The 25,294-nt window shown below is 63.4% G+C and carries 24 protein-coding genes; 11 read left to right on the top strand and 13 right to left on the bottom strand.

The window, feature by feature from the left end:
* Nucleotides 1–433: integrase core domain-containing protein (locus IEX24_RS18705; RefSeq protein WP_188681174.1), on the top strand; the 433-nt coding region annotated here is incomplete at its 5' end.
* A 602-nt stretch (nt 434–1,035) separates the two neighbouring features.
* Here the strand turns inward: IEX24_RS18705 and IEX24_RS18710 are convergent.
* The 3 genes from IEX24_RS18710 to IEX24_RS18720 form a co-directional block, all read right to left on the bottom strand.
* A complete protein-coding gene (locus IEX24_RS18710) occupies nt 1,036–2,295 on the bottom strand; it encodes an alpha/beta hydrolase family protein (RefSeq protein WP_188681176.1) in 1,260 nt (419 codons plus the stop codon).
* Nucleotides 2,296–2,514: 219 nt separating this feature from the next.
* Nucleotides 2,515–3,078: a DUF6790 family protein gene (locus IEX24_RS18715; protein ID WP_188681178.1), complete on the bottom strand. Its 564-nt coding sequence runs from the start codon at nt 3,076–3,078 to the stop codon at nt 2,515–2,517.
* Between the two features lie 124 nt (nt 3,079–3,202).
* Nucleotides 3,203–5,857 carry a helix-turn-helix transcriptional regulator gene (locus tag IEX24_RS18720; RefSeq protein ID WP_188681180.1) on the bottom strand — a complete coding sequence of 885 codons (2,655 nt, stop codon included), beginning with the start codon at nt 5,855–5,857 and terminating at the stop codon, nt 3,203–3,205.
* A gap of 1,597 nt (nt 5,858–7,454) precedes the next feature.
* On the opposite strand from IEX24_RS18720, the gene IEX24_RS18725 reads away from it, so the two are divergent.
* A complete protein-coding gene (locus IEX24_RS18725) occupies nt 7,455–8,324 on the top strand; it encodes an MBL fold metallo-hydrolase (protein ID WP_188681182.1) in 870 nt (289 codons plus the stop codon).
* A complete protein-coding gene (locus tag IEX24_RS18730; protein ID WP_203586068.1) occupies nt 8,321–8,776 on the top strand; it encodes a MarR family winged helix-turn-helix transcriptional regulator in 456 nt (151 codons plus the stop codon). The genes IEX24_RS18725 and IEX24_RS18730 overlap by 4 nt, the downstream gene beginning before the upstream one ends.
* Nucleotides 8,777–8,861: 85 nt before the next feature.
* Here the strand turns inward: IEX24_RS18730 and IEX24_RS20150 are convergent, their stop codons facing one another.
* Entirely contained in the window at nt 8,862–9,074 is a 213-nt protein-coding gene (locus IEX24_RS20150) for a hypothetical protein (RefSeq protein WP_229715579.1), read from the bottom strand.
* Nucleotides 9,075–9,142: 68 nt separating this feature from the next.
* Here IEX24_RS20150 and IEX24_RS18740 point away from each other — a divergent pair, with 68 nt between their 5' ends.
* Nucleotides 9,143–9,424 (top strand): hypothetical protein, encoded by a 282-nt coding sequence (locus IEX24_RS18740; protein ID WP_188681184.1) that lies wholly within the window; start codon nt 9,143–9,145, stop codon nt 9,422–9,424.
* 287 nt (nt 9,425–9,711) lie between these two features.
* Here the strand turns inward: IEX24_RS18740 and IEX24_RS18745 are convergent, their stop codons facing one another.
* A complete protein-coding gene (locus IEX24_RS18745) occupies nt 9,712–10,371 on the bottom strand; it encodes a TetR/AcrR family transcriptional regulator (protein ID WP_188681186.1) in 660 nt (219 codons plus the stop codon).
* A 169-nt stretch (nt 10,372–10,540) separates the two neighbouring features.
* Here IEX24_RS18745 and IEX24_RS18750 point away from each other — a divergent pair, with 169 nt between their 5' ends.
* Nucleotides 10,541–12,145 (top strand): CocE/NonD family hydrolase, encoded by a 1,605-nt coding sequence (locus IEX24_RS18750; RefSeq protein ID WP_229715581.1) that lies wholly within the window; start codon nt 10,541–10,543, stop codon nt 12,143–12,145.
* A gap of 257 nt (nt 12,146–12,402) precedes the next feature.
* On the opposite strand, the gene IEX24_RS19895 is transcribed toward IEX24_RS18750, so the two are convergent.
* From IEX24_RS19895 to IEX24_RS18760, 3 genes are all read right to left on the bottom strand, one after another.
* On the bottom strand, nt 12,403–12,528 hold the full coding sequence (locus IEX24_RS19895; protein WP_268236299.1) for a hypothetical protein: 126 nt from the start codon (nt 12,526–12,528) through the stop codon (nt 12,403–12,405).
* Nucleotides 12,529–12,634: 106 nt separating this feature from the next.
* A complete protein-coding gene (locus IEX24_RS18755; RefSeq protein ID WP_188681188.1) occupies nt 12,635–13,621 on the bottom strand; it encodes a glycosyltransferase family 2 protein in 987 nt (328 codons plus the stop codon).
* Entirely contained in the window at nt 13,528–14,061 is a 534-nt protein-coding gene (locus IEX24_RS18760) for a hypothetical protein (RefSeq protein ID WP_188681190.1), read from the bottom strand. The genes IEX24_RS18755 and IEX24_RS18760 overlap by 94 nt, the downstream gene beginning before the upstream one ends.
* 51 nt (nt 14,062–14,112) lie before the next feature.
* On the opposite strand from IEX24_RS18760, the gene IEX24_RS18765 reads away from it, so the two are divergent.
* Entirely contained in the window at nt 14,113–14,349 is a 237-nt protein-coding gene (locus IEX24_RS18765) for a hypothetical protein (protein WP_188681192.1), read from the top strand.
* Between the two features lie 270 nt (nt 14,350–14,619).
* Here IEX24_RS18765 and IEX24_RS18770 read toward each other — a convergent pair whose 3' ends face one another.
* Nucleotides 14,620–15,687: a YihY/virulence factor BrkB family protein gene (locus IEX24_RS18770; protein ID WP_188681194.1), complete on the bottom strand. Its 1,068-nt coding sequence runs from the start codon at nt 15,685–15,687 to the stop codon at nt 14,620–14,622.
* Between the two features lie 214 nt (nt 15,688–15,901).
* Between IEX24_RS18770 and IEX24_RS18775 the strand changes: the two genes are divergently transcribed.
* Both IEX24_RS18775 and IEX24_RS18780 read left to right on the top strand, forming a co-directional pair.
* Nucleotides 15,902–16,399, top strand: a complete 498-nt coding sequence (locus IEX24_RS18775; RefSeq protein WP_229715584.1) for a Rieske (2Fe-2S) protein — start codon at nt 15,902–15,904, stop codon at nt 16,397–16,399.
* Between the two features lie 132 nt (nt 16,400–16,531).
* Entirely contained in the window at nt 16,532–17,776 is a 1,245-nt protein-coding gene (locus tag IEX24_RS18780) for a glycosyltransferase family 4 protein (RefSeq protein WP_188681196.1), read from the top strand.
* Here the strand turns inward: IEX24_RS18780 and IEX24_RS18785 are convergent.
* From IEX24_RS18785 to IEX24_RS18800, 4 genes are read right to left on the bottom strand one after another with little or no spacing between them, the layout of a single operon-like run.
* Complete coding sequence (locus IEX24_RS18785; RefSeq protein ID WP_188681198.1) at nt 17,739–18,542, bottom strand: glycosyltransferase family 2 protein; 804 nt, start codon at nt 18,540–18,542, stop codon at nt 17,739–17,741. The two genes, IEX24_RS18780 and IEX24_RS18785, sit on opposite strands and share 38 nt — an antisense overlap.
* Complete coding sequence (locus IEX24_RS18790) at nt 18,539–19,633, bottom strand: hypothetical protein (protein ID WP_188681199.1); 1,095 nt, start codon at nt 19,631–19,633, stop codon at nt 18,539–18,541. The genes IEX24_RS18785 and IEX24_RS18790 overlap by 4 nt, the downstream gene beginning before the upstream one ends.
* Entirely contained in the window at nt 19,630–20,775 is a 1,146-nt protein-coding gene (locus tag IEX24_RS18795) for a glycosyltransferase (protein WP_188681201.1), read from the bottom strand. The genes IEX24_RS18790 and IEX24_RS18795 overlap by 4 nt, the downstream gene beginning before the upstream one ends.
* Complete coding sequence (locus IEX24_RS18800) at nt 20,772–21,920, bottom strand: glycosyltransferase family protein (protein WP_188681203.1); 1,149 nt, start codon at nt 21,918–21,920, stop codon at nt 20,772–20,774. Before IEX24_RS18800 ends, IEX24_RS18795 begins: the two co-directional genes overlap by 4 nt.
* 82 nt (nt 21,921–22,002) lie before the next feature.
* Between IEX24_RS18800 and IEX24_RS18805 the strand changes: the two genes are divergently transcribed.
* From IEX24_RS18805 to IEX24_RS18815, 3 genes are all read left to right on the top strand, one after another.
* Nucleotides 22,003–23,001 carry a glycosyltransferase family protein gene (locus IEX24_RS18805; protein WP_188681205.1) on the top strand — a complete coding sequence of 333 codons (999 nt, stop codon included), beginning with the start codon at nt 22,003–22,005 and terminating at the stop codon, nt 22,999–23,001.
* Nucleotides 22,998–24,377, top strand: a complete 1,380-nt coding sequence (locus IEX24_RS18810; RefSeq protein WP_188681207.1) for a glycosyltransferase family 2 protein — start codon at nt 22,998–23,000, stop codon at nt 24,375–24,377. The genes IEX24_RS18805 and IEX24_RS18810 overlap by 4 nt, the downstream gene beginning before the upstream one ends.
* 70 nt (nt 24,378–24,447) lie before the next feature.
* Nucleotides 24,448–25,284 carry an alpha/beta fold hydrolase gene (locus tag IEX24_RS18815; RefSeq protein ID WP_188681209.1) on the top strand — a complete coding sequence of 279 codons (837 nt, stop codon included), beginning with the start codon at nt 24,448–24,450 and terminating at the stop codon, nt 25,282–25,284.
* The last annotated feature ends 10 nt before the right edge of the window (nt 25,285–25,294 follow it).

A 25,294-nucleotide genomic window follows, 5' to 3' on the forward strand; every position in this document is an offset into this window, starting at 1 on the left:
CTGGCAACTATCGACGAGCCTGCACACCGAACTTGCCCTGGACGCCCTGGAAATGGGCATCTGGACCAGGCAGCGGGCCGGACGTGACTTGTCGAATCTGATCCATCATTCCGATCGTGGGGTGCAATATCGGGCGATTCGGTACACCGAACGCCTCGCCGACGCCGATGCTGTCGCGTCGGTAGGCTCAAAGGGCGACAGCTACGACAACGCGATGGCCGAGGCGTTCAACTCGCTATTCAAAGCAGAACTGATCCGCAACCGAGGCCCATGGAAAGGCATCGACGACCTCGAAATCGCTGTCGCCGAGTACATCGACTGGTTCAACCACCGCCGCCTCCACGGCGAGCTCGGCCACATCCCACCCATCGAGAAAGAGAACGCCTACTACTCACAAACCCCCGTCCCTCGACCGAGAGAACGGGTCAACTAGAGCCCCCACCAAACCCGGGGCTAGACAGTCGTGGATGCACTCGGCTTTGTAGAGGCCGTTGATCGTCACCATCAGGACGTTATCGTACGCGTCACCGACAGCCCCGATCGAGGGCGCGATGCCGTCGAGGGCGAGTTTTTCGGTGTAGGTGCCAGCTGTGTCACGCGATCGCAATGACCAACTAGTGAAGTCTGTCGTCGCATCCTGAGTTAATATGGTGCAAACGCTTGAGGCATATTTGCGCTGGGAGTGGATATTCTGTCAAGTGAATTCAAGACGCAAGGTCAAGCGCGTACCGCGCGACCTGCATCTCCGAAGGCCGACCCATTGGCGGCTGCTGCTCCCTGCGGATCCGCTATTTTGTCTGTCAAGGTTTCGGAAGCAAGGCTGCAGGATTCTTTCCCGGCCCGACGCCGATCATGAGGGCGACCTCCACGGCGGCTGCGCCTTGCAGCGTTCTTCGAGGTCCGATAACCACAGCCGCCCCCGCGTCCGCGTATTCGTCGGCAGGTGAGGCCAGGGCTTATTCGCTTCACCTCGGGTGTTAGGTTGTGGAGCAGACACTACTGCCTCGGGCCGTGGCCCGTCGACGGTGGCTACGGTCATGAACCCAATTTTCCGGAGGAGACCACAGCCGGTATTCGCGAGTAAAGGGTGTCGTCAAGCCAGTCGAACATGCGTTGCGCGGTCAGGGAACGGGCCATGGGCTGGCAGTGTCCGTTGGCGCCTTCTGCTTCGGTGAAGTGCACGATGGTTGACACGGAGGGGGTGAGGGTGGCGAGTTGCTCTGCCTGCCCGGGCCAGAATTGCTCGCCTTGGGGGTCGGTGATCAGCAGCGGTGTCGTGATTCGGGATGCGATGTCAGCGATGGTGCATGCGCGAACAGCGTTGATGGTCTCGGCGTAGCCGGTGGCGCCATAGGGGCGGGCGCGGAACTGCCAGGTACGGGCAGTTGCCGGCGAGAGTTTCATTGCTATGCCCATCTCGGTGTCAAACCTTGCATTCTTTCCGTCGTCGATGAGCTTCATGAGCGATTTCGGAAGTTGGCTGACCCACGATGTCGATACATCGACTAGGCCAGGGTCGGTGATTGCGGCCGCGTAGCGGTGCTCGAATGCAAGTGCGCGGGCGACCCAGAAGCTGCCTTGGCTGATTCCGTAAAGGCCGATTCGGGCGGGGTCTACCCCTTTCTGGCGGGAGACGAAGTCGTAGACGGGGGTGAGGATGTTTTCCCAGTCGGGGCGGAACGGGATGTTGCGTTCGAAGAGTTGCGATTGCTGGCCTGGTCCGTCGAACACGAGTACGTTGTAGCCGCGTTTCAGCGCGGGGGCTACGCAGGCGGCCCACAGCCCGGCGAGTGATCCGTCGCTTCCGTTCACGGCCACGAGCGTGACCCCGTTCGCGCCGAGGTCTGTGGTCGGCCGAAAGAAGTATCCGGGGAGGGAGCTGAGTTCGAATGGAATATCAACATGGGATGCTCGCGCCATGGCGGTGAGCGAGACGAACGACTCCCAGGAGGCTCGCTGCTTGCGGAAGGTCGGAACGAGGTCGCTGGAGTCGGGGAGGGCGCTGGTGGCGTTGACAGCGACACTGTAATACGCCGAGGCGCGCAGGTACGCCTCGGCTGCGCTGACCCGATGTCCCGCGGCTTCGGCGGTAGCTGCGGTTTCGGCCGTTCGCTCGGCGAGGGAGTTCCAGGCGGTGAACCAGGCTTCGTGGTCGTTTTTGCCGATGTGGGCGGTGGCGGCGAGTACCTCGCCGATGTCGGCTGCGCCTTCGACAGCGTGGCCGAGCGCGGTACGGATCTCGAAGTCGTGGTCGGGGTTCGTTGAGAAGAGCGGGATGGTGTCGTGCGTGGTCATGGTCGATGCTTTCTTCGTCGTGGTTCAGTGGCCGACGGCTCGGGGGTGGTGTTCGCGGAAATGGTGCGTTTGGTGTACTTCACGGTGCTGATAATTGCGAAGATCGGAAGTCCCCAGTTCAGGGCGGCGAGGAGTGGGAAGAGAGTGAAGGGCACGAGTCACAGGATGATCTTGAGCGGATTCATGATGGTTGACGTTTCCGTGCACGGACTGGGTGGTTCAGGCGGCCATGGTCTGACGCTCGGGTACCGCGTCGGTTGCGCTGGGCTGCGAGCGGCGGGCACCGGAGTGCCAGATCACGAGGGCAAGACCGACCGCAGAGATTGCGATGTCCATGACCAGCAGCAGTCCGGTGTTGTTGGCCGCGTAATCGTGATTGACGATCGTCTGGTAGATGTGCCCACCGGCAGCGCCGAAGCCGAAGATGGCCTGCGCAATAACGAGGGCGACTTTGCCGCGGAAAGTGGAATTCTTTTTCGACAGAATGATCGCCATCACGCCGAACGCGAGGCTGGAGATCGCGAGCTCCAATTGAAACGGGCTCTGCGCCCATCCGATGGTCTTGGCCGCGTAGTCACCGAACACGGAGTGCATGATGAAGTTCACCACCTGGCCGATACCGACGGCCCAGAGCACGAACGAGTTGAGGTACGTGCCGCTGACGAAGCTCGGGCTGCGGTGGCCGCGGCGGGCGAGCACCTTGACGGTCGCGACGATGAGGCCGATGACGAAGAAGGTCGTCATGTAGTTGCCAATAAGTGCGGCGATGATGTGACTGATCATGGTTCTGGTCCTCTCGAGGATGAATTCTTGCGATGAACTCAGCCTCTCGAGAAACTCACCCGGCACGACTGTGCAAAGTGCACAGGTCGCACCTGTACACTCGCTTCGTGCGCTGCAGACGGAGTCAGACGCTGTTCTGCCGCGCTGCGGCGATGAGTTCGTGACGCGAGTTCGTACCCGTCTTCGCGTAGATGCGAGACAAGTGGAACGACACGGTCGATCGCGTGATGAACAGTTCCTTCGCCACCTGTGTGTAACTCAAGCCTTCAAGGATGAGAGCAGCTACTTCACGCTCGCGCTCGCTGAGCACCGAGAGCAGGGAGTTCTCCGGCTCTGACTCCATCGCGCTGTTCGGCTCGTCGCGGAGGCTCTTAGCGAGGTGGTCAGCGCCGAGAGCACGCAGAACCGAAGCCGCGTGCATCCGTCTCGCCGATCGCTCGGGCTCGGTGACGGTGCGCTGCGCCACGTCGACCTGCAGAAGAGCGTTCAATACCGGTAACGAAAGCCCCGCACGCGCGAGTTCTGCGAGACGAATCGTTGCGATGGGTGAGGTGTCGACGCGTGCCTCGAGCCAGTCGGCGATATCACTCGACCAGGGCGGCGGGTCGACGGTGCGCAAAAGCTCGGCCCAGCGAATCGCGGCTTCAGGATGCCCCGCCCAACCCGCGCCAATCGCCTGTGCGACGTACCACAGGTGAGGTACTTGCTCGTCTGCCCAGTCATCCGGCGACCCCAAGTCTCTGATTCGGCCTTCCAGCCAGTCAGTCTGATCGGTGAGGCTGCCGACGAAGAACAGCGTCAGCACGTCGACGATGTCACCGGCGTGCACCGCCGCCGGCTGGGGGCCGTGGATTCGGATGCGGCGTGCCTCGCCGAGAGCCGCGCGTGCCCGATCCGGATCGCCAGCGATCACACCCGCAAGTGGCTCGATGGCCGCGCTGAGCGGAGCAGCGTAGAGGGGCCGGTCTCCTCGCGACAGATCGATCATCATCTCAGCACGCGGCCACTGACCGTTGACGAAGTAAGCGAAGCCCTGCAGGGCGTGAAACACCCCATCGGCGAATTCCATCTGCCCGGCCCCGAATCGCGAGGTCACCAACGTGAGGTCACCGATGGCTTCATTCGGCATCCCGGTCAGCGACATCACCGCGCCCCTCCACGCCAACGCGATCACCCCTTGCGGTGACGAGGCCAGTTGCGCCCGATCGACCGAAAGCAGGCCGGGAATCGACATGCGCTGCTCAACCGGAGCCACCCGCTGCGCAGCCTGCCCCCGAGCGATCACCGCATACCCGCGCACCGCCGCATCCGTCACCGAACCAGTCTCGGCGATATCCAGATCGTGCAGGGCTGCCGCCGCCGACCGACCGGCAGCGACAAGCGACCAGGCTCGCATGACCCGGGCACGGTAGGCGGCGAGCGGGTCGAGCGAATCCAAATCGGGATCCGTCAGACTGGTCAGGATGTCGCTGGCCTCGACGAACCGCCTCTGAGCTGCGAGCTTCGAGCCGACAACGAGCCGTGCGCGAGTACTCAACCCGACGTCTCGTTCATCAACACTAAGGTCGTCGAGATCGAGGGCGAAGATCGACTCGAGATCCGCATCGAGAATGAGACCACCCCTCTCATCAGGATCAGAGCTGAGCTGAGCCGCCTGACGGCGGAAGCGGGCCGCCTCGCGGTAGCGCCCGGCCTCGTGAAGGGCATCCGCGAAGGCGCCCAGGTCGGCCGCAAGACCGTCGTCGGCTGAGCGCGCGGCTGCCACCCGATGCCGAAGACGCTCGCCTGGAGAGGTCAGGCGGGCGGCGGCGATCGCATGCATACGCTCCCTTGTTGCCGGAGGGATGTTGTCATAGACCGCGGCCTGAACAACGCCATGAAAGATTCGCGCACGAGCCGCCGGAGAGGCGCGGTCGATGACCACTAGTCCTTGCTTGGCAAGGATGTCGAGTGCGGTGGTCACGTCAGAAACGTCGGCGACGGCACTCAAAATGAACGGCTCCGCACCATCCACACCGATCACGGCGATCGCACTCAACGTCGCGACCGCCGCAGGGTCGAGGCGTGACAACCTCTCTCCCATCGTCGCGACAAGCTCCTGACTCGCCGGCAGTTCATGTCTCTCAGCGAGAAGTTCTAGATCTGCGATCGCATATTCGTGCAGCAGCGAGCGAATGAACAACGGACTGCCACCGGTGTGCACCCTCAGTCTTTTGGCCAACGACAGAGGTGCTTCGGGCGTGGATTCGTGAAGCAAAGCCAACGTCTCTTCATCGTCAAGCCCTGCGAGAACGACACGCACAACAGAGGGAACGTCACGCAACCGAGTCACCCAACGGGCATGCCTAGATCCGATCGGACGGTGACCGGCGACCACGAGCACTCGGTCGCCTGCCATTCGTTCCATCAGCACGCCGACCGCGTCGAGCGATTCGGGGTCGGCCCACTGGAGATCATCCAGCACCACAATCACCGGGCCTGTACCGGGCAAAGTATCGAGATGAGCGCCGAGAGCCCGCGACGCACTCAGGGCATTGGAACTCAGACCGGCGACGGGAACACCGAGCTGCTGGAGCAGACTCAGCGGGTCGCTTTGGGTATCTTCGTACGCTGTGGCGCGCAGCACTCGATCGGCCGAAAAACGTCTGGCGACCTCACGTGCGAGATATGTCTTGCCAAAGCCCGCGTGACCCTCGAGATCAAGCACCGTCGGAGTCCCGGACTCAGCCAAGGTGATGGCGTGCGCCACCTCTGCCTGAACATCCATCGACCCGGTCACGATCGCCATCCTTCTCTATCTGACCTGTGAACGCACCGCTCGGAAGGTCGCCATTGTCGTTTTCAAAGACGTCCAACGCTCGCCAACCCTCGATGACACCGGGTCCGACCTGAAGTCACTCTTTCCGGCCACCAAAGGTTACGCCCACTACGCATTCATTGACTACGCCAAACTCACGATCATCGGTGTCATGCTGGCGTGCCTCGCATGGCCACTCGTCACGCTCCTCAGCAGCCGGGCCAGACGCCTGTACTTCTGGCTCGCTGTCCTCGTGACCATTGTCGGCCTGAAGCCCGACGCCTGGGTCCTCTACAAGGGGCAGCCGGCTGCCGCGGTGTTCATTCTGGTGCTCATGCACCTGCGTCGATACCAAACCTGACGCCGGAATGTTTCGGCAGGACCGATGCGTCGGATGCTCCCGAGAAGGACCTGGTACACATGTCTGAGTGGCTGCACAGAACAATGAGTTCGGCGCGTGCAGCCAATAGCATGGAGGCGCTCGAGGATCGCAGCTTCGGGAAGCGACTATGCGTGCGAGAGCACACCGCATGGGGACGTATGGGGCGTAAACAGCACAGGTCGGCACGATCGAGGTTCTTCGACTCATCCGGCCCGGTGTTCGTTCCGATCAGCAACGATCACGGTCATGTCCTCGGGATCGTTGACGCCCTCGAATCGTTCGGCGGGCACCCTTACGCCAGGATCTACCGGGACAGGCTAGGTCCTCGCAGGACAACTGTGGTGAGTCTCCGGTTCGGTATGTACCGGGCGAAGATCGGGAAACTTTTACCCGAGGTCGCTGCCAGAGTCCGGGTGCCGGTGTTCTGGAACTCGCTCCGCAATCGGGCGATCAGCGTCCCGGCCCGCATCGAGACCGACCCCACGTCACCGGAATGCCTTGGAGTGTGGAGCAACACCAGACCAGACCCCCGTTGAGCGAGCATCGAGCCAATCAGAGTCTGAATGATCTCATCAGGGTGGGCTGCCCCCCGGGCACAGATATCGACGATATATAACGCACCCGGCGAGGTGTCCGTGAGCGGTGTTCTGCAGCCCACCGGTCACGGTCCGTCAAGACGTGTTCCCGCTCGCGACAGCGGTACGGCACGCACGCAGGGCTGGTTTGATCCGGACGGACAGCTTTCGCGGCGGCGCAAGTAGTGAGGTCGGTCCGCGAGACAATGTCTCGTGCTTGCACGAACTCGCTCCCGGGCACGAGGTCAGCTTAGTGGCGTCGGCCGAAATCGAAGAAGGCATCACATATGCGAGAGCTGTCGAACGGTGCAGTTTCCAGGCCTCACCCGTTCACGCTGACGACTTCCCGGCGGCAGGGGCGGATCCTGTGCCTTGCCGATGGTGCGCCGTTCGTGGGTGACCCGATGTTCGACGTCATCGACGCGATTACAATGCGGGGGAGCGAACTTCCGCGGCGGTACTGATGTGTTCAGGGTGTCAGGGTTGAGCCCGGCATGCTGTGCGTGCTCCAACGGGCTTGGTCGTTGAATACTGATTCTTCGGTTTCTGGGTGACGGCGTCTTTGTGGCGAATGCCTGATAGTCCTCTTGTCTCAGATGATCTGATCTCATACGATCAGGTTATGACTTCGTTACCTGCCCCGAGTCCGTGGACCGCTGCGTTACCAGAGGCCAACCCCCCGGAGGGCATGGCGCTCTACCAGTTGCCCACTGGCACGTATGACACCCGCGCGGCGCTCGCTGTGCGTGGGGGGTCGTTCCGGGACAAGCGGCATTTTGCAGCGAACGCTGTTCTAGTGACCCATCCCGGGGGGGATTTTTTGATCGATGCGGGGTTCGGTGAGCAGGTCGATGAGCATGTGAAAATGCTTCCTCTTTTCACGCGCGCCCCGTACACCAAGACGACGACTGTGTATGAGCAATTGGTTCGGGCAGGTTATGACTTCACCCGGTTGCGGGGGGTGATTCTGACGCATTCGCATTGGGATCACTCCAGCGGCCTGGATTCTCTTGATGTTCCGATCTGGATCAACAAGGGGGAGCGGGAGTACGCGGCGAAAGATGGTGATGGGAAAGTGTTCCGCACGGTCTCTGTGGGGCACAAGATCCATGAGTACGTTTTCGGCGGTCCCGCCTACCTCGGATTCGCCAAGAGCTTCGACGTCTACGGCGATGGATCGCTCGTGATCGCATTAGCAGGCGGCCACACGACCGGATCCGTCGTGGTCTTCGTCACGCTGCCGTCGGCGAGCCCGGTGGCGTCGGGGAAGAGGTATGCGTTTATCGGGGATCTGACGTGGCAGTATGACGGGATAAAGCGGCGGGCGGAACGTCCGTGGCTGCTTCGAACGTTGGCGGACAGTGACGCCGGTCAGGTGCGGGAGGGAATCGTTCTAGCGGCTGCGTTGGTTGACGTGATGCGGGTTGTTCCAGCCCACGACGTTGGCGCGTACGACGGTATTCCGGTGCTTCCGAGGGTGATGCCGTCATGACGGTCGGTGCTGGTCCCACGATCACGTCGGAGATCACCTGGTTGCTGCACCGGGCAGCGCAGCACATGCACGTCGTCACCGGGCTGCAAGCCGAGAAACACGGTCTGCAGCTGCGGGATCACATCATCCTCAGTGCCATACACAAAACCCCAGGTCTCACCCAAGTAGAGCTCGCTAAGACGGTGAGTCTCGACAAGACGACCCTGATGAGTCAACTCGACCGGCTCGAGCGGAACGGTCTGATCCTTCGCCGCCCAGACCCCCACGACCGGCGTGTCCGCATCCCCGAGATGACGGCCGCAGGTGAGGACATTCGTGCCCGAGTCGCCGCCGATAGCCGGGTCGCTGAGCAGGACGCATTGCGCAGCTTCAGCGGCACCGATATCGAATCGTTCCGCCGGATGCTGATCGGCATGATCGGCGACAGCGCCGACCCCGGATCCTGCCTCTGATCTTCCGATCCCCACCAATCCGCCTCCCGACGGGCGGCGACATTCGTTCGTTCGCTCCGCCACACGATTATGGGAAAGAAGTTCACTATGGGCCGACCCCGCGCTCCTGGACCGTGACCGGAGCATCGCGATACTCACCGCCCTGATCTGCGACGGCGTGCTCGGCGAACGACTCCACGCGCACCTCGAACGCGCGGTGAGGAACGGGGTCGATCAACACGCCCTCGAAGTTCTGATGGTCCTCCTCTCCCTCTACGCCGGGCAGGCACGAACATCGATCGCGGCCGAAGAAATCCAACGATTCTTCTGAAACCGTGCGGTAGAGGACGAAGGAGCACATCATGCGCGCAGTTGTTTACAACGAATATGGTCACTCAACAGTTCATTGCTGAGCGAGATGAGGGCGCCACCGGCGATGCTCGCGGCGATCCGGAGGATGCGACGCAGGCGCTGACGTTCTCGCTCGACGAGACGACCGGCATCGGCATCGGCATCGAAACCGGAACCCCCGTAGGCGAAGACTACGGAAACGCCGACAACCGTTTCACCGGCACCATCAGTTGGGTCCGACCCGACCTTGGCCTCGACAGCCACGACCATCTCATCGACCCTGCCGACCTTTACGCGATCGCAATGACCAACCAGTAAAGTCTGTCGTCTCATCCGGAGCGAATGCGGTGCAAAGGCTTGAGGTGTATTTGCGCTGACAATGAACGTTACGTAAAGAGTCGCCGGCGCCGCTACAGGCAGAACCCTCGGGTCGCGGTTCGTTTGGTCCCCAACGGGGTCTTTCGAATTCGGTTGGGCGTGCCCACACTTTGCCCACAAGACATCAAAATCGATGTGATTCAGGAGTGGTCGGTGAGACCAGAGATCGGCATGATTCCGGGGTTGTTCGGCAAACTACAAGTAGTTCCGCAGGTTGAATGGTGCGTTCAGTTGTGGTCTTGCGGAAACGCGAGGAGGGCTCTGGGCAGGGTGCGGCTAAGCCAGTCGCGGAAGTCGTCCAGGCTGTAGCTGAGGCGGTGGCAGAGAAGCTCGAATGTTTCGGGGCTGGCGAGGGCCCAGGCAGTATCGACGGCGGTCTCGCGAGTGAGCCCTGGCGTGAGTGCTTCGTCGGGGATAGCGCTGACGATGGTGGTGAAGAGCTGATGCCGCAACAGCTGCAGTTCGTTCCAGTCGGAGGCGATTTCGGGGTCGATGGCGGCGGCGTCGCGGTAGAGGGTCCAGCCGAGTGAGGCGCGAGCGGCTATGTCGGTGACGAGGCTCGCGAGCTCGTGTAGGCGCCGTATGGGCGACATATCCGAAGAGAAGTGTTCGGCTGCTTGTGCGGGTGTGGCGGCGCTGCCTGAGAGGGCGTCCTCCACATATCCGCGTAGTAAGGCACGTTTGCTGCCCCAGGCCAGGTAGAGAGTTTGCACCGACACGCCCGCGGAGGCGGCAAGGCGCGTTACGGTGGTCGCCGCGTAACCGTTTGCCGCGAACTCATTCGCCGCTGCTTCCAGGAGACGGTGGCGAGTTTCTTGCCGAAGAGCGTCACCTGCGCGCTTCTGCCGACTGCGGTAGTCACTTACCGGCGCATTTTCGCTACTCATCGCTCTAGCGTAACTCATGTTCTTGAGTTACGATCAAGAGCAATAGAGTGACACTCAAATCCGTCGATCGAGGATCCCCATGGAAACCAAACCAATCGATAGGCCCTGGAAGCGCCCCGGAGCTGCTGCGTATGCTCGCGGCCGCCGTGCGGCACTCTTTCGCCCTCCGGTGACGGTGTACGAGATGGCGGCCGATGTGAAGAAAGACGAGGATGTGCCAGTGAAAATGCGCGATGGCGTCACGCTGCGACTGAACCTTTTCCGCCCTGCTGGCACGGATGGGCCGCTGCCCGTGCTGTTGTCGGCGCACCCGTACGGTAAAGACTCGGTTGCCAAGAAGAAGCGCGGGAAATGGTCGCTGAATCCGCAGTTCCGCATCATGAACCAGCCGGCGCCGCTGCGGATCTCAAACCAGACCAGCTGGGAGGCACCCGATCCGGTGTGGTGGGCACAGCAGGGTTTCGCGGTCATCAACCTCGACACCCGCGGCGGCGGCCACTCCGAGGGCCGCGGTGATCTGCTCTCCGATGAGGAGGCCGATGACCTCTCGCAGGTCATCGCGTGGGCCGCGGAGCAGTCGTGGTCGAGTGGGCGGGTCGGGATGCTCGGAGTGTCGTATCTGGCGCTCTCGCAGTACAAGGTTGCCGCCCTGAACCCTCCGGCGCTGAAGGCAATCTGCCCGTGGGAGGGGTTCACCGACGCCTACCGAGACTTCTTCACCCCCGGCGGTGTCGTCGAGAACGGCTTCGCCCGAGTCTGGCTGTTCTTGACCAATAGGGTCGCCAAGCTCAACATCAACCTCGCAGTCGAACGTAAAAAACATCCACTGCGCGACGAGTGGTGGGAGAAGCTCACCCCCGACCTCTCAAAAATCACCGTGCCGATCCTGGAATGCACGAGCTTCTCCGACGACAACCTGCACAGTGTCGGATCCATGCGCGCGTTCCAGAACGTCGGATCCGTGCACCGCCACGCCTACACACACCGCGGCCCCAAGTGGGCGACCTTCTATGGAGAACAGGCGCGAGCGCACCAGCTCCAATTCTTTGACAGACACCTCCGCGAGAAAGACGTGTCCGAGCTACCCGCAATGCGGCTCGAGATCCGGGACCGCCTCGACCACATCGCCGAGGTTCGCGACGAGCAGGAATGGCCGCTGGCACGCACCGATTGGCGCCGCCTGCACCTCAGCCGCGACGGTCGGCTCACCGAGAGTCCGACAAAACCCGGTAGCGTCAGCTTCGACCTGAAGCGCAACGCGGCCTCGTTCGAGTACCGCTTCGACGAAGAAACCGAGCTCAGCGGACCCATGACACTGCGGCTTCAGGTATCTACCGAGCAAGCGGCCGACCCGCGCCTTTTCGTCGGAGTCGAAAAGTGGTCGCAGAGCAAGCCTGTATCTTTCGAGGGCTCCTATGGCTACGGGCGGGACAGCATCGCCCAAGGCCGGCTGCGCCTCGCGCTACGCGAACTCGACACGGCGCTCAGCACGCCGCACCAGCCCGAGCACACTTTCCGCACCCTGCAGCCGGTGCGCGACGGCGAGCAAATGGAAGTGCTGATCCCGCTCAGCTCTTCAGCCACACTCTTCCACTCAGGCGAAAGCATCCGGCTCGTGATCGCCGGCCGCTACCTGCAACCCCGCAACCCCCTCTTCGGCCACTTCCCGACCCACTACGAGCCCAGCAAAACAGGCAAAGCCACCATCACTTGGAACCCCAATCGGCCATCCACCCTTGAAATTCCCGTCATCCCTCCGAAACTTCGCGGCTGAGAGAGCACGTCGGCATCGGTTTCGCGCTCAGAACTGGAGGCAGCCCTGGCAACTCTTCAGATGGTACGAAGGGCACTGCCTGGGCGGTGAACCAACAACTGAAGAGGCCCCAGATGTGCGAGTGGCCTGAGGGTGCGAGCAACCTTTATGCGAGGATCAGGGTTCTCCCAGACGGATTCTCGACAGGCGTGCCGTCTGGTTCGGTTCCGTCGTCAGGATCGATCTCGGCCGGCTTCGGGGTGTGCTCAGGTCGCGGATCACTCATCGTCGGCTCCGCCGCCCGAGGCAGTGTCTTCGCCATCATCGGATTGTGAACCATCTGAACCCGAACCATCCGGAATCTCATCCGCGTCAGGTCTTCCAGCGTTATTCTGTTTCGTCATCGACTCGCCTTTTCATTGTGAAGGGAGGTCTGAACCGTCGAGCACGAGATTGCCCGATCGCAGGCCCACCACGTGGGCTGCTGCCGCGAAGTCTGGGGCAACATACCTAACGTAGACGACGTCGTTCATGCGGGGTAGGCATTGACAATCGGGTGAGCCGGCGTCGGCCCGAACGCTGACGGTCAACTCGACTCCACACGTTCGCGTTGAGGTTCGACGGGTCACGCACCTGCCGACCACGGGTGCAGATGCGATCAAGGAGCTTTCGTCGCCACCGGAGGGTGGATGAACTTCGCGGCCAGTTGCGGAGCAGTGTCCAGAACCCGCGCTGCACCCTCAGCAGGTAGGTGTCTGCGCGTCTGAAGGGCCGGTAGGAGATGCCGACCGAGATGGCCGGCTCGAACTCGATGCGATGGTGTGGCGTCAGGTGGATAGTCAGGTCGAGGTCGTCATGAATGCTGACCCCGGAACGGTGGACGCTGGTTGCGACCGCCTGCCACGCTTGCTGTCTGAGGAAGAAGTTCGAGCCGAAGAGCGGCGTCTCGCCCAACGCGAGCCTGAAGGCGGTGAAATACGCGCCCAGGTACAGGCCTGCGACGACCCGGGACCCGCGGCGCGGCCCATCGTAGAAATAGCCCGACCCGGTGATGGCGTCTATTCCGGGTTCGTCGGTGAGAATCCGGATGCCCTCTTCGATCCAGGTCGGCGGTGCAACAGAATCCGCGTCGAGCCGGCCGATGACAGCGAAACGTGCAGCATCGTAACCGGCTGTCGAGGCTGCCGGGATGCCGGGAACTGACTCGTAGATCACGCGCGCTCCCAGGTCGCGGGCGACCCGCGCTGTCTCGTCGGTACTCCCGTTGTCAACAACGATGATCTCGTCGGGATGCACTGTCTGTCTGGACAGTGCGGCCAGACAACGCCTTAAGGCGACAGCGTCGTTTTTCACTGGGATGACGACCGACACCGTCAAGAATTCCCGTCGGGTGCGTCGGGTGGTTAACGTTTGAGTAGCCCAGCGAAGGGGCGTTGCTGCTCGCCCTGTTGCGCGGCGAGAACGATGAGCGTGCCCGTCAGCACGGGCAGCACCCATTGCAGAATGCGCTGCTTCTTCTGCGCTGCGGTGAGCTCTGCCGAAGCCGTGCTGGCCGGCTCGGTGACCGTTTCGGCGCCTTCGCTGGAATGCAGCCCGATGGTGCGGCCGAGGAGCCCGGAGTAGAGCGACGCGCCGCCAGCGGCGACGGTGAGGGCTAGCTTGAGTTTTGTGTTGGTGCGACTCTCGGGTTGGCCGGCGAGGCGAGCCTTATTGCCGGCGATGAGTCCGATGCCGCCGATTCCGTGCACTGCGATCGCCGCGAGCTGCACCGGCGCCCACTTAGCCCAGCCCAGCGCTGACAGGCTGAGTCGTTCGGCCGGGTCTTTCGCATGTGCAGCGGCACCGTTCAATCCCACGGCGCCCATCAGGGTGCCGCCGAACCAGGCGGCGAGACCAAGATCGTGCATGCTTCGGACGAGGGTGTTGCGTTCAGACATGTGTTTCCTTTCGAGGTGGTTGGGGATCGATATCGTCATTCACGTGATCCAGTGCAAGTCGCTTCCGACTCGTCTGGCTACCGTTTCGGCTGCCACGTCGTGAATGTGATGAAGGGCGTCGTACAGGCTGTCGTGAATCGACCATTCGAACGTGTCGCCGAGGCGCATCAGTTCGAAGCCGTCATCGCGCTGCTCAACAAACCCGAGCAGGAGAGGCAAGCGATCGTCGGAACTTTCGGAGACTCGCCAAGCACGGTCGGCGATGTGCTCGACCCGAAGCCCGAGTAAATCAGCGTCAGGATGTTCGCGTTCGCAGTGTAAGCCGAGTGCTGTAGTGCGCGTTTCGTCGAGCATCGTCTACCTCCATGACCGGCGTGGGAATGAATCGTCACCGCACAGTCAGGAGCAACAACACAACGGTACGCGTCTGTGCCTCGCTCAAATAGGCATTGACAGACCCCACGCGGAGTGAGAAGTCACGGTGTTGCTTCCCACCAGTAACACGAGCAGAACCGTTGTGTTGGCGGTGTACTGGTCGACTGAGTTCCGGCTCGAGCGTTATTCGTCGGCATCGTCGCGGGTACCCGAACTTTCGCGCAGGCGCCGCCCGACGGCAATGTCTTCGAGCTCTTTCTTTTCGGCCTTGTCGCTTCTGCGGGTGTCTCGAGGCGGTAGCTGAAGAGTTTTCTCTGCTTCAATTCCGGCCTGAAGTTGGCGGCCGCGTTCAAGTTCCGCATCGAACTCTGCCCCGAACAGCAGCGCCATGTTCGCAATCCACAACCAGAGCAGGAAGATGATGACGCCGGCGAGTGATCCGTAGTTCTTCGCGTAGTTCGCAAACGTGGTGACGTATAAGCCGAACGCCGCGGAGGCAACGAGCAGCACGATCAGGGCGAGCAGAGCGCCGAGGCTCATCCATCGAAATTTAGGTTGTTTCGCATTCGGCGTCGCGTAATACAGGATTGCGATGATCAGCACCACCGCTGCCGCGAGAATAGGCCATTTCACGATCGACCAGATGATCTTCGCTGCGTCTCCGACGCCCAGCGCGTTTCCGACTGAGTCGGCGATCGGGCCTGAAACGATGAGGATGACCGAGATGATGACGATGAGTACGATGGCGATCACGGTCACAAGCAGTTGCACCGGCTTCAACTTCCAGAACGGGCGCCCTTCCTGAATCTCGTAAATACGATTCATGCCCCGACTGAACGCTGTGACGTATTTCGAGGCCGAGTAGATTGCAACCAGGATGCCGACGATGAGCGCGAACCCGGCAGCGGGTGAACTCGCGAACTGCTCGAGGGGGCCACGAATCGTGTCGAGTGTCGACGCCGGTGCGACGCCACTGAGCGTGTCCGTCAGGCTGTCGATAGCCTGCTGGCCCTGGCCGATGACTCCCAGAATCGACACCAGCGCCAAAAGGGCGGGGAAGATCGACAGCACTGCATAGTAGGTCAGGCCCGCCGCGATGTCGGAGCACTGGTCTTTCCCGAACTCTCGGAGCGTTTTTCGTAGTACATACTTCCACGATGGCTTCTTCAGCTCCGTGGGTGAATCGGGCTTTCGCGCGTCGTCGGGGCTCGGTGCGGTTTCATCCTTTTCGCGGGTGCTGTTGGCGGCCATGATCGTTCTCCTCAAGCTGCGACTGTCATGCGACGGGCAGGGTCACGACTGAGCGCGATCTGCCCCGATCATCCCTCGGCGAAGAAATTTGCACCAGGACTAGCCAAAACACGCCGCCGGGGTTATGTACCTCAAAACGAGTGACTACCACTCCCATTGAGACAGCATCACGATCGCACCGTTCGGGCATCCTCTGCACCCGGTAGAGGTTCAAGTGCCCATCGGTGCCTGGACGTCAGCGGCGATTCTCGGCCTCGCAACCGTCTCCGGGGCAGGGTTTCTGGGCGGTCACCTGAGCTACCGGCAGGCCGCCGGAGCTAACCACGTCGAAGACCTACCCCACCCCTTTCCGACGGGCTGGCAGCACTTGGCCCGTCTCGACGAACTGACCGATAGCGAATTCTCTCGCCGTGTCGTCGCCGATCAGCCGCTGCTCGTCTTCAAGCGAGGCGAGAACGTAGACGTGATCGCGAAGACATGCAGTCATCTTTCCGCCCCGCTGAATGAGGGCGAACTCAGTTACACCGACCGATCCGAGAGCCATGGGGAAGCAGCGGCGGGTGGATGTGTGACCTGCCCGTGGCACGGCAGTGTTTTCTCACTCATCACGGGCAAGGTTGTGCACGGACCGGCGACAAGTCCGCAACCCCGCTTCGACGTGCGAATCACCGAAGTCTCGTCGAGGCAATGCTTGCCAGCGCAGACTGAGTGAGCCGCGGGTCAGCCGCAGAAAGCGCTCCTTCAGCCGCACCTTCCGAACTCAGTGACGATCGGGCACCACGAACGGGGTAGCCTGGCCGCATGAACTCAGTCCGCGCCCGCGAAATGGTTACGACGCTCGCGCGTGGCTGACGCCGCCTCTTCGCGGCAGCGGCGGTGGCTCGTCGGGCTCACCGAGTATGCCGGTGTCACCGACTACACGGGCGGAATCGGCACCCACTTCGCCGCGCTGCTGCCTGCACTTGCGCGCCGCGGCATCGCTGTCGATCTCGTGCTGTTCGTCGACACGCCCACGGTACCGGATGCTCTGGTCGATGGTGTTCGGGTGATAACCATTCGCAACCTCACTCGACGGATGCCCGCGCTCGCGATGCTCGAACGCGCGCTCCGTTTTCGCCGTGCTGCGGCAGCCTTCGAATACGACGCCGTCTTTCTGCCGGAGTGGGCGGCCTTGGCGGCGGCGTTACCGGCGCGAGCGCCGCTCGTCACGAACCTCGCCACGGGCATCAGGCTCGGCGACTGGATCGCGGGTCGTCGCAACCGTGATTTCGCACCCCGGTTGCGGTTCGCTCGCTGGGTGCAAGACGTTTTCGAGACAAGGCAGATTCGGCGGTCACAGGGTCTCGTCTCGATTTCGACAGCCGTGACGCGGTGGAATCGAACGTTCATCGATCACCTGCCGCCTGCCGCAATTGTGCGCAACTGCGTCGATGTCGAGCAGATCAGGCGTCTGTCGCAGACCTCTGACCTACCGGTGCACTGGCCTACTGACGACGGAATGGGCTCGCCCATCGTACTGTTCGTCGGCCGGCTCGAGCGGCGAAAGGGTGTTGTGGTAATGATGGCCGCATTCGCGAAGGTTCTCGAGCGTCATCCCTCCGCCCGATTGGTTCTCGCCGGGGCCTCAGGCGATCGCCTCTTCGAGCCGACGAGACCGCAGTTGCTCGATGAGGTAGCCCGCCGATACCGTGCGCAGGTCACGTTTCTCGGCCACCTCGCCGGCCCAGAACTGTTCGCCGCCATGCAGGCAGCAGATGTGGTTGCGTGTCCGTCGCTCTGGGAGGGTTTCGGCAACGTCGCGCTTGAAGTGAAAGCTGCCGGCAGCGCTCTCGTGGTGACGACGGGCAGTGGGTATGACGATTTCTGTCGGTCGGAAGGCGACTGTCTCATGGTTGCCCCGGGCGACGCACCGGCGCTCGCCGATGCCATCAACCGCCTTCTGGGCTCGGCGGAGCTTGGGGAGCGACTCGTTGACGTGGCCAGCGCATCGCTTGACCGTTTCACACCAGACGCTGTAGCAGCCGACCTCGTCGGGGTTGTGGATGCCCTGCTCAGGTCACCCGCATCCACCCCCCGTCGGCGAACCTGATCGCGCCGGCCTTGGCGAAGGCGTTCAGCCAGCCCTCCATCGGCCAGCTGCCCCAGCGGCTGTGGAAAATCGAGGCGTTTCGTACGATGTCGTCGAGGTGCTGCCAGGGCGGCGCTTGCGTCGGATGGTACTGGTGGTAGGCGTGCGCGCCGCCGACCCAGACAAGCGGAATGGTTCGCTCGAGCAGCGTGGCGGCGAAGTCGGTGTCTTCGCCGCCGTAACCCTCGTAGAGCTCAGAGAAGCCGCCGGAGCGGCGCCAGGTGGGCGCGGTCACCGCAAACGATAGCGACCAGAACAGGCGGTAGTCGTCGGCCGGAGCCAGCTCGCATCGCGTGTCGGTGGGGTTCGGTCGTGCCGAATGCGGCTTCGTCGCTCTCTCGAGGTCGGCCGGAGTCGTGCCGACGAATTCTTCTGGCAGATAGGTGACCGGGCCGCAGAGCATGGCTTCAGAGTGCTCTCGTGACGCTGTGCAATATCGCTCGATCAGATTGTTGCCCGGCAGGCAGTCGGCGTCGAGAAAAACCAGAAGGTCGGCTCCACCATCGATTGCGGCCTGTGCCCCGACATTTCGGCCGACAGCGAGTCTCAGGCCGTTGGCACCGGGCGGCAGATGGATGACCGTGCCGGGCAGTCGCGGCGGAGACTTCTCGTCGAGCCACACGGTGACCTGACGCAGCCCTTCGATCTCGGCCGTGCGCGCCCACTGCGCCTGCGCATGATCGAGTCGCGCCGCAGAGACCAGGGTGACCACCGCTGGGCCGTTCACGCTGCCGCAACCTCTTCGATCACCCGCGCAGCCCGATAGGCCGCGCCGTCGATCTGCCACAGCGACCAGTCGGGTTCGAGCCGGGCCGCTTCGGCCAGTAGCTCGGGCCACTCTTCTGTTGCGGGCCAGTGCGGCCGTGCCACGGCGAGGTGTGTGCGCGCGAGAATTCGGGCCGTGGTCGACTGCTCGTGGAACGGTCGCGGTTGAGCGATGACGACCGCCCGTGCGGTAACGGCGGCCAGATCGGTGATGGCGTTCTGGCCGGCCCACGAGACCACCACGGTGGCGCGGCACAGAGTGTCGTACGGGTCGGTCAGCCACGCGGGGTCGTGCGCGTGTTGCGCGACAGTCGACTCTGGAGTCTGACGTGCGATATCGACCGGGTGAGGTGAATCGGGTAGACCCAGTGTCTGCCAGTCGAACTGTGGTGTGGCCGCCACCGCCGCTGCGACGGCCTCGGGGTTCACCGCCGAACCTCCCGCTCCGGCTATCAGCAGCACAGTGTTCGGTGCCGGCAGAAACGAGCGCTCGCGGCCCTCGAAGCGTGCCACGCCACCCACGTATCGCACGCTCTCGCCTGCACGCTCGAGCCACGCCGGCCGGTACAGTGCCCCGGGCCACGGGGCGACGATAGCCTCGGCGGCGTCGACTGCGAGCCGGTGCGCGCGATCGGTGCGCTCGCCCGGTTGAGCAACGATGACTGTGGGTACTCCGAGCAGGCGAACCAGCAGCGCGACCTCGGCCGACACATCGACGACAAACGCGTCGAAATGGTCGCTCTCGACGCGGTGGGCGATCGATGCCAGGCGCGATGCGTGCCCGCGGTGCCGGAGCGGCGCCCAGTGCAGCAGGCCCCGGGCGCTAGGGTCGTTCAGGCGCGGATCGCTTCTGCCCCGAGCATCCGTCTCGACTGAGTCATCGCGTGCGAGCAGCACCCATTCCACATCGGGCGCGAGCTCGAATGGACGCGGAGCGCTCGAGAAGATCACGACGTCGGCGTCGAGCTGCCTCGAGATAGCGAGAAAGCGATTCGTGTGGCCGGCTCCCTGATGGTGCACGTACCAGCCCACCCGCGCGCGCGATCGGGTCACGCTGCTTCTCCGGAGGCTGTCATCGAATCTGTCTGGAACTGCACGGCCGAGCGCCGGTACAGTTCTTCGAGCTGTGTGATGCGGGCGTCGAGCGAATAGCGCGCAACGGCCAGGCTCCGGATGCCCGCCCGAACTCCAGGGTCGGCAGATGTCGTGTCGATGAGGGTCTGGGCCCCCGCAGCCAGAGCGATGCAGTCGCCCATCGGGGCGAGGTGGGTGCCGGTCAACCCGGAGATGACCTCGCGGATACCGCCGGCGTCGAAACAGGCGACCGGCGTGCCCGTCATCAGGGCCTCCACGATGATGAGCCCGAACGGCTCTTGCCACGTCGGTGTGACGAGTGCGCAGGCGCTCTGCCCCACGAGAGCGGCTAACTCGTCGTGCCGTAGATCGCCGGCGTAGACGACGTCGCGGCCGAGCAGCGGCCATACCTTCTCGGCAGCGTAGGCGGGGTCGCCGACACGCCCGGCGAGAACGATGCGCCGGCCGAGCAGCCGGGCGGTCTCGATGGCGAGGTGCGCACCCTTTTCGGCCACGATGCGCCCGAACCACACCAGGTCGTCACCGCCGCCGCCGAGCAGCCAGCGCGTCTGATCGACGGCGTTCGGCAGCACCGTCGACCGGATGCCCGCGCCCCGCCATTCGCTGGAGGTGTACGAGCTGACCGCCACGAAACTGCTCCCACGTTCGGAAATGATCTGATGGGCATCCACCAGTTCGGGCAGCACCGGGGTGTGCAACGTCGACAGCATGGGAATGCCGAGCTCGGGAGCACGACGCAATGGAGTGCCCTGCAAGCTGTGATTGTGCACGACATCGAACTGCGCTGAGTGCGCTTGCAGGTAATCGAGCGCTGCATCGAGAGCCAGCAGCGCCTCGTCGAGGTAGCCAGGGGGGTAGTCGGTGTCGTTCGCCTCGTCGCCGATGCCCCAAGCCGCAGCCGGCATCACGAACTCGGGTGGGCTGCCTGCCATGAAGTCTGAGCCGCGAACTGCACACAGCACGACATGATGACCGCGCCTGATCAGCTGATTCACCTGGTGCCAGATCGACGATTCGAGGCCGCCTGCGTGCGGCTCGCTGATGGCATAACGCAGGGGCGCGATCACAGCGATTCGCAGGGGTTTGACGGTCGGTGTCATGCGCGCACTCTCGCGAGAGCACGGCGGTAGACGGCGAGGTGTGCCTCGGCGATCTGGCCACTCTGGGTGAGGCGGGCATCCCGTCGTCTGCGACGCACCGCCTCGAGCGGCTCGTGCGCCCGGGTAAGCAGATGTTCGAGCGCGGCATCGAACGAGGGCGCCGATGCCGGGTCGAACAGGGCAATGGAGGCGTCACAGTGCTGTTCGCCGTAGAACCCGACACCTGGGGCGAGCACGTCGACGCCCAGATCCCAGCACAGTTCGAGCCAGCCCGAATGAGTGCCGTGCCGGTAGGGCAGCACAACGATACCGAGCGACGCTATCGAGGCGGTGAGGTCGTCGTCTGAGAGCCGCGGATGCTCGTTCCACTCGGCCACGTGCGAGTCGCCCACCAGGCGCTCGAGCTGCACGCGCAGTACCTCATCGCGCACCCGGTCGTTGATGTCGACCACGACCGTCACGGGCCGGCCCTCGCCGGCGAGACGTTCCGCGGCATCGATGAGCAGCCGCACGGTGTTCAGTGCATCGATGTTCGGCCGTAGGTCTCGCAGCTGAACGCCCACGCGCGGGGCAGTGCGGCGCACCTTCCCACTCGCGGCTTCGACGGTTCGTGCAAGAACTCGCGGGTGAGGGATGAGTATCGCTTCACGTTGCCAGCGGTTTTCGATCTCTGCGGCTGCGCCTGGCGTAAGTGTGATGATCTCATCGGCTGCATCGATCAGAAGCCCGAGCAAGGCAGGGTAGTCGCCCTGATCGCTCAGTTGCGGATTCTCGAGGTCGTGCACAGTGAGCACTAACGGCCGGTCTGCCAGGCGCAGGGCATCCACAGTTCGCGTCAGCTGTTCGACGGTGAACGATTCGAAGCCGAAGTGCACGTGCAACAGGTCGAACGACCGCGCGTTCTGCTCGATCCACGCCGCGTCGAGCATCACGGGCGGCCACCACTGCCCGGCTGGCGCGCCCGCGGGGTGCGGATCGTCGAGCACAGTCAGCAGACCGGCATCTTGAGCATCGGCCAGCGCATTCTGCACGTACGAGTGAGCGGCCGGAACGGAGGCGATGGTGACGGCACGACGCTCTACGTGAGGAATGTGCGGCGACAAAGCATTGACTCCAGACCGATTGCGATAGTGGTCAGCGAACACTTCGACCTTCAACCTTCAATCTAGGCGCAAGACGCCGACGATTTCGGGGGTTGACGGCACCGATGGTCGCTATGCATGGTAGATGGTGACTATCGCCAGTTCGCTCCCTCGACAGCTTGTCATCGGCGACCCGGAGCATGCGGTAGCGGCTTTTGCAGAGAGTCTGGCGGCCGCGCTGGGCGACGTTCGCACTTCGCTTGCGACGCGCGTGCATGTGCAGTTCACCGACCGCCTGTTCGGCAGCAGCCCTGAAGAGGCTGCAACGGCTTTCGAACAGATCGCTTCGGCCAGGGTCACCACGGTCACGGTGCACGACCTTCCCCAGCCCTCAGATGCGCACGCGTTCGACCGCCGTGTCGCCTGCTATCGGCGGGTGGTTCAGGCGGCGCGCGGAGTCGTCTGCAACAGCGATTACGAGGCTGAGCTGCTCGAGCGATATGTGGGCGGGGCCGGATCTGGGGCCGTCGGCGTGATTCCGCTGCCGGTGGACGTGCCGCCGCCCGGCCCGTCGCCGGCCGGCTCGCAGTCGGCCCGCCCGGCACCGGCCGAGACGTGGCATCGCCGTGACGAGGTCGCCGTACTCGGGTTCTACTATCCCGGCAAAGGTCACGACGAGGTCATCGAGGCCGTCGCCGCACTTGAAGCGCCGCGGGCGGTCACGGCGCTGGGCCGAGCATCCGCCGGCCATGAGTGCGAACTCCGCCGAACGGCCGAACGGGCCGCACGGCTCGGGGTGAGGTTCGAGGCGACTGGGTTTCTGCCAGCCGACGAACTCGTGCGAAGGTGCCGTGCGTCTGCCGTGCCCATTGCTGCACATCGACACTTCTCGGCCTCGGCGTCGATCAACACCTGGATCTCGGCTGGGCGGCGACCGCTGGTGCCCGATGCCGCGTATCCGGCAGAGATGGCTCGCCTGCGGCCCGGCACCATCACCCTCTACGATCCGGCGCGCATGACCGAGGCGATCGAGGCCGCCTGGCGCGACCCGGCCTCGACATGGCTCGCCGCCGATGCCGTGACCGGGCCCGACACCCTCGAGGTTGCTCGGCTGTACCGCCGGTGGTGGGAGCGAGTGACATGACCGGCGCGCTTGAGGTCGCGTTGGGTCATCCACCGAACATCGCGGTGCCCGGCAATCGCTGGGATCTGCTCGACGGCATCGCTCCGGCCGAACTCGCGTCGGTTTCGGTGATCGTGCCGCACTACCGGCAGCAGGCCGAGCTCGACCGCACGCTCGCTGCGTTAGCTCGCCAGACCTATCCCACCGAGCTCGTGGAGGTGATCGTCGTCGACGACGGATCTCCCGAGCCGCCACGGGTTGCAACCAGCGTGAAACTGCTGACCCAGCCCGACCGCGGGTTCAGGGTCTCGGCCGCCCGCAACCTCGGCGTTCGGCATGCCGCGGGTGACCTGCTCTGCTTTCTCGACGCAGACTCGAGCCCCGAGCCTCGCTATCTTGAAGAGCTCACGCGCTTGCCGAGCCTCGCCCCCGATGTCGTCACGGTCGCCACCAGGCGTCATGCTGACTTCACGGGCGTGCCTCCGAGCGTTCCGGTCGAGCAGGCGGGCCCGGCGCACGAGCTGCCCATGCCGGCATGGCTCACCGATGAATACGTGCGCACGGCAGATCTGCTAACTGCGGATGACCGTTCATACCGATTCGTGATCGGCGCGGTGCTCTGTTGCCGTCGTTCGTTCTTCGACATCGTCGGTGGGTTCGACGAGACCTTCACCCACTACGGCGGTGAAGACTGGGAGTGGGCAAGTCGCGCCTGGTCGCACGGCGCAGTCTTCGCCCACGAGGGCCGAGCCGTGGCCTGGCACGACGGCCCCGAGTGGTCGACGCGGGTGCGGTCTCACGCAGAGCGAATCGCCCGCAAGAACGTCGAGACGCTACGTCTGGCGCGATCCGTCGCGGCTACCGGGAGTGGGCCCGCGGCTTTGCGCATCGGCGCGCCGCAGGTTGCTGTCAGGCTGGGCGGGGCCGATTCGATGGCGGCACTGGTGGTCGGCGTCGATCAGCTTCTGCAGGCTCTACCGGGGGCGACAGTGATCGTGCCGCTAGCAGTGCACGTCGAATCGGATTCGCGCCTCGCGTCTGTGTACGAGGTTTTCGCAGGCGATGAGCGGGTCGTTGCCCGCGATGCGGCACAGCCGATCATCCACTTGGCCGGCGTCATCGTCGACGTGCCCGTGCCGGTGCGCGGTCTCGCATCTCATCTCGAATCTGCCGTACAGCGGCTGAGCAGAGATGATCTGGGGTCGATCGACGTGATCGACCCGGTTGGCGCGACGCTTGCCACCGTCACCTCGACCCGAGCCGTGCGCCGCGAGGCCCGGTGGGCGCTCACCCTCTTCAGCCACGAAACCATGGTCGTAACGGATGCCCTGCAGATCATGGGCGAACCCGATCTCGAAGCGTACTTCGGCGGCTGGGACGGCGAGCCATCTGAATAACCCACCGTTTCAGAGCGGAGCTACGAAGAGAGGGGTATGCGCCGAGCGACGGTGCGGGAAGGTATTACTCATGACCGAGATCACCGCCCATCATGGGCTTTTTAAAGACACCAACCTCCACGTCGACGACACTGGCGGAGCGGGCCGCCCGGTTGTGCTGATTCATGGTTGGCCACTATCGGGGGAGGCATTTGAAGACCAAGTTCCCGCCCTTCAGGCCGCCGGCTACCGTGTGATCACCTATGACCGACGGGGTTTCGGCCGTAGTGACAAGCCTCTGACCGGCTACGACTACAACCACCTCACCGATGACCTGCATGCCGTGCTTGAGGCTCTCGACGTCAGCGATGTGACACTGGTGGGGTTCTCGATGGGTGGCGGAGAAGTCGCCCGTTACTTCTCCAAATACGGTTCCGAGCGCCTGCATTCGGTCGTTTTTGCGTCTGCGATCACACCGTACCTCTTGCAGTCACCAGGCAACCCTGACGGCCCACTGACCGCGGCTCAGGCCGCGAAGATGACCGCGAGCCTCACCGCTGACGCAGATGCCTTCTACGACCAATTCGCCACCGACTTCTTTTCAGTGGATGGCCGTGTGGTCGTTTCAGAAGAGCAACGCCAGGCGGCCGTGACCTTGGCAAAGCAGGCTCGCAAGGCTGCGGCCTTGGAATGCTTGACGGCGTTCGGCACGACCGACTTCCGTGACGATCTGGCGCAGATCACTGTTCCTACCCTCGTGATTCAAGGTGACAGCGACTTCATCGTCTTCTACGACGGGTCGGGTGCCCGCACTCATTCGGCCATACCGCAGAGCGAGTTGTATGTCATCGCGGGTGGCCCGCACGGCGTGAACGTCAGCCACGCCGAAGAATGGAACCGCGTCGTGATCGACTTTCTCGGCAAGTGACGACTAACGA

The organism is Subtercola lobariae (assembly GCF_014640255.1).
In the GTDB taxonomy this organism is placed as follows: domain Bacteria; phylum Actinomycetota; class Actinomycetes; order Actinomycetales; family Microbacteriaceae; genus Subtercola; species Subtercola lobariae.

Bases quoted from the DNA above. Each gene is read 5' to 3' on its own strand.
- IEX24_RS18745 (WP_188681186.1), bottom strand. From the start codon at position 10,371: ATGAGTAGCGAAAATGCGCCGGTAAGTGACTACCGCAGTCGGCAGAAG.
- IEX24_RS18730 (WP_203586068.1), top strand. From the start codon at position 8,321: ATGACGGTCGGTGCTGGTCCCACGATCACGTCGGAGATCACCTGGTTG.
- IEX24_RS18770 (WP_188681194.1), bottom strand. From the start codon at position 15,687: ATGGCCGCCAACAGCACCCGCGAAAAGGATGAAACCGCACCGAGCCCC.
- IEX24_RS18715 (WP_188681178.1), bottom strand. From the start codon at position 3,078: ATGATCAGTCACATCATCGCCGCACTTATTGGCAACTACATGACGACC.
- IEX24_RS18710 (WP_188681176.1), bottom strand. From the start codon at position 2,295: ATGACCACGCACGACACCATCCCGCTCTTCTCAACGAACCCCGACCAC.
- IEX24_RS18740 (WP_188681184.1), top strand. From the start codon at position 9,143: ATGGTCACTCAACAGTTCATTGCTGAGCGAGATGAGGGCGCCACCGGC.
- IEX24_RS18815 (WP_188681209.1), top strand. From the start codon at position 24,448: ATGACCGAGATCACCGCCCATCATGGGCTTTTTAAAGACACCAACCTC.
- IEX24_RS18760 (WP_188681190.1), bottom strand. From the start codon at position 14,061: ATGTCTGAACGCAACACCCTCGTCCGAAGCATGCACGATCTTGGTCTC.
- IEX24_RS19895 (WP_268236299.1), bottom strand. From the start codon at position 12,528: ATGACGAAACAGAATAACGCTGGAAGACCTGACGCGGATGAGATTCCG.
- IEX24_RS18805 (WP_188681205.1), top strand. From the start codon at position 22,003: ATGGTGACTATCGCCAGTTCGCTCCCTCGACAGCTTGTCATCGGCGAC.
- IEX24_RS18810 (WP_188681207.1), top strand. From the start codon at position 22,998: ATGACCGGCGCGCTTGAGGTCGCGTTGGGTCATCCACCGAACATCGCG.
- IEX24_RS18795 (WP_188681201.1), bottom strand. From the start codon at position 20,775: ATGACACCGACCGTCAAACCCCTGCGAATCGCTGTGATCGCGCCCCTG.
- IEX24_RS18725 (WP_188681182.1), top strand. From the start codon at position 7,455: ATGACTTCGTTACCTGCCCCGAGTCCGTGGACCGCTGCGTTACCAGAG.
- IEX24_RS18755 (WP_188681188.1), bottom strand. From the start codon at position 13,621: ATGGGTGCTGCCCGTGCTGACGGGCACGCTCATCGTTCTCGCCGCGCA.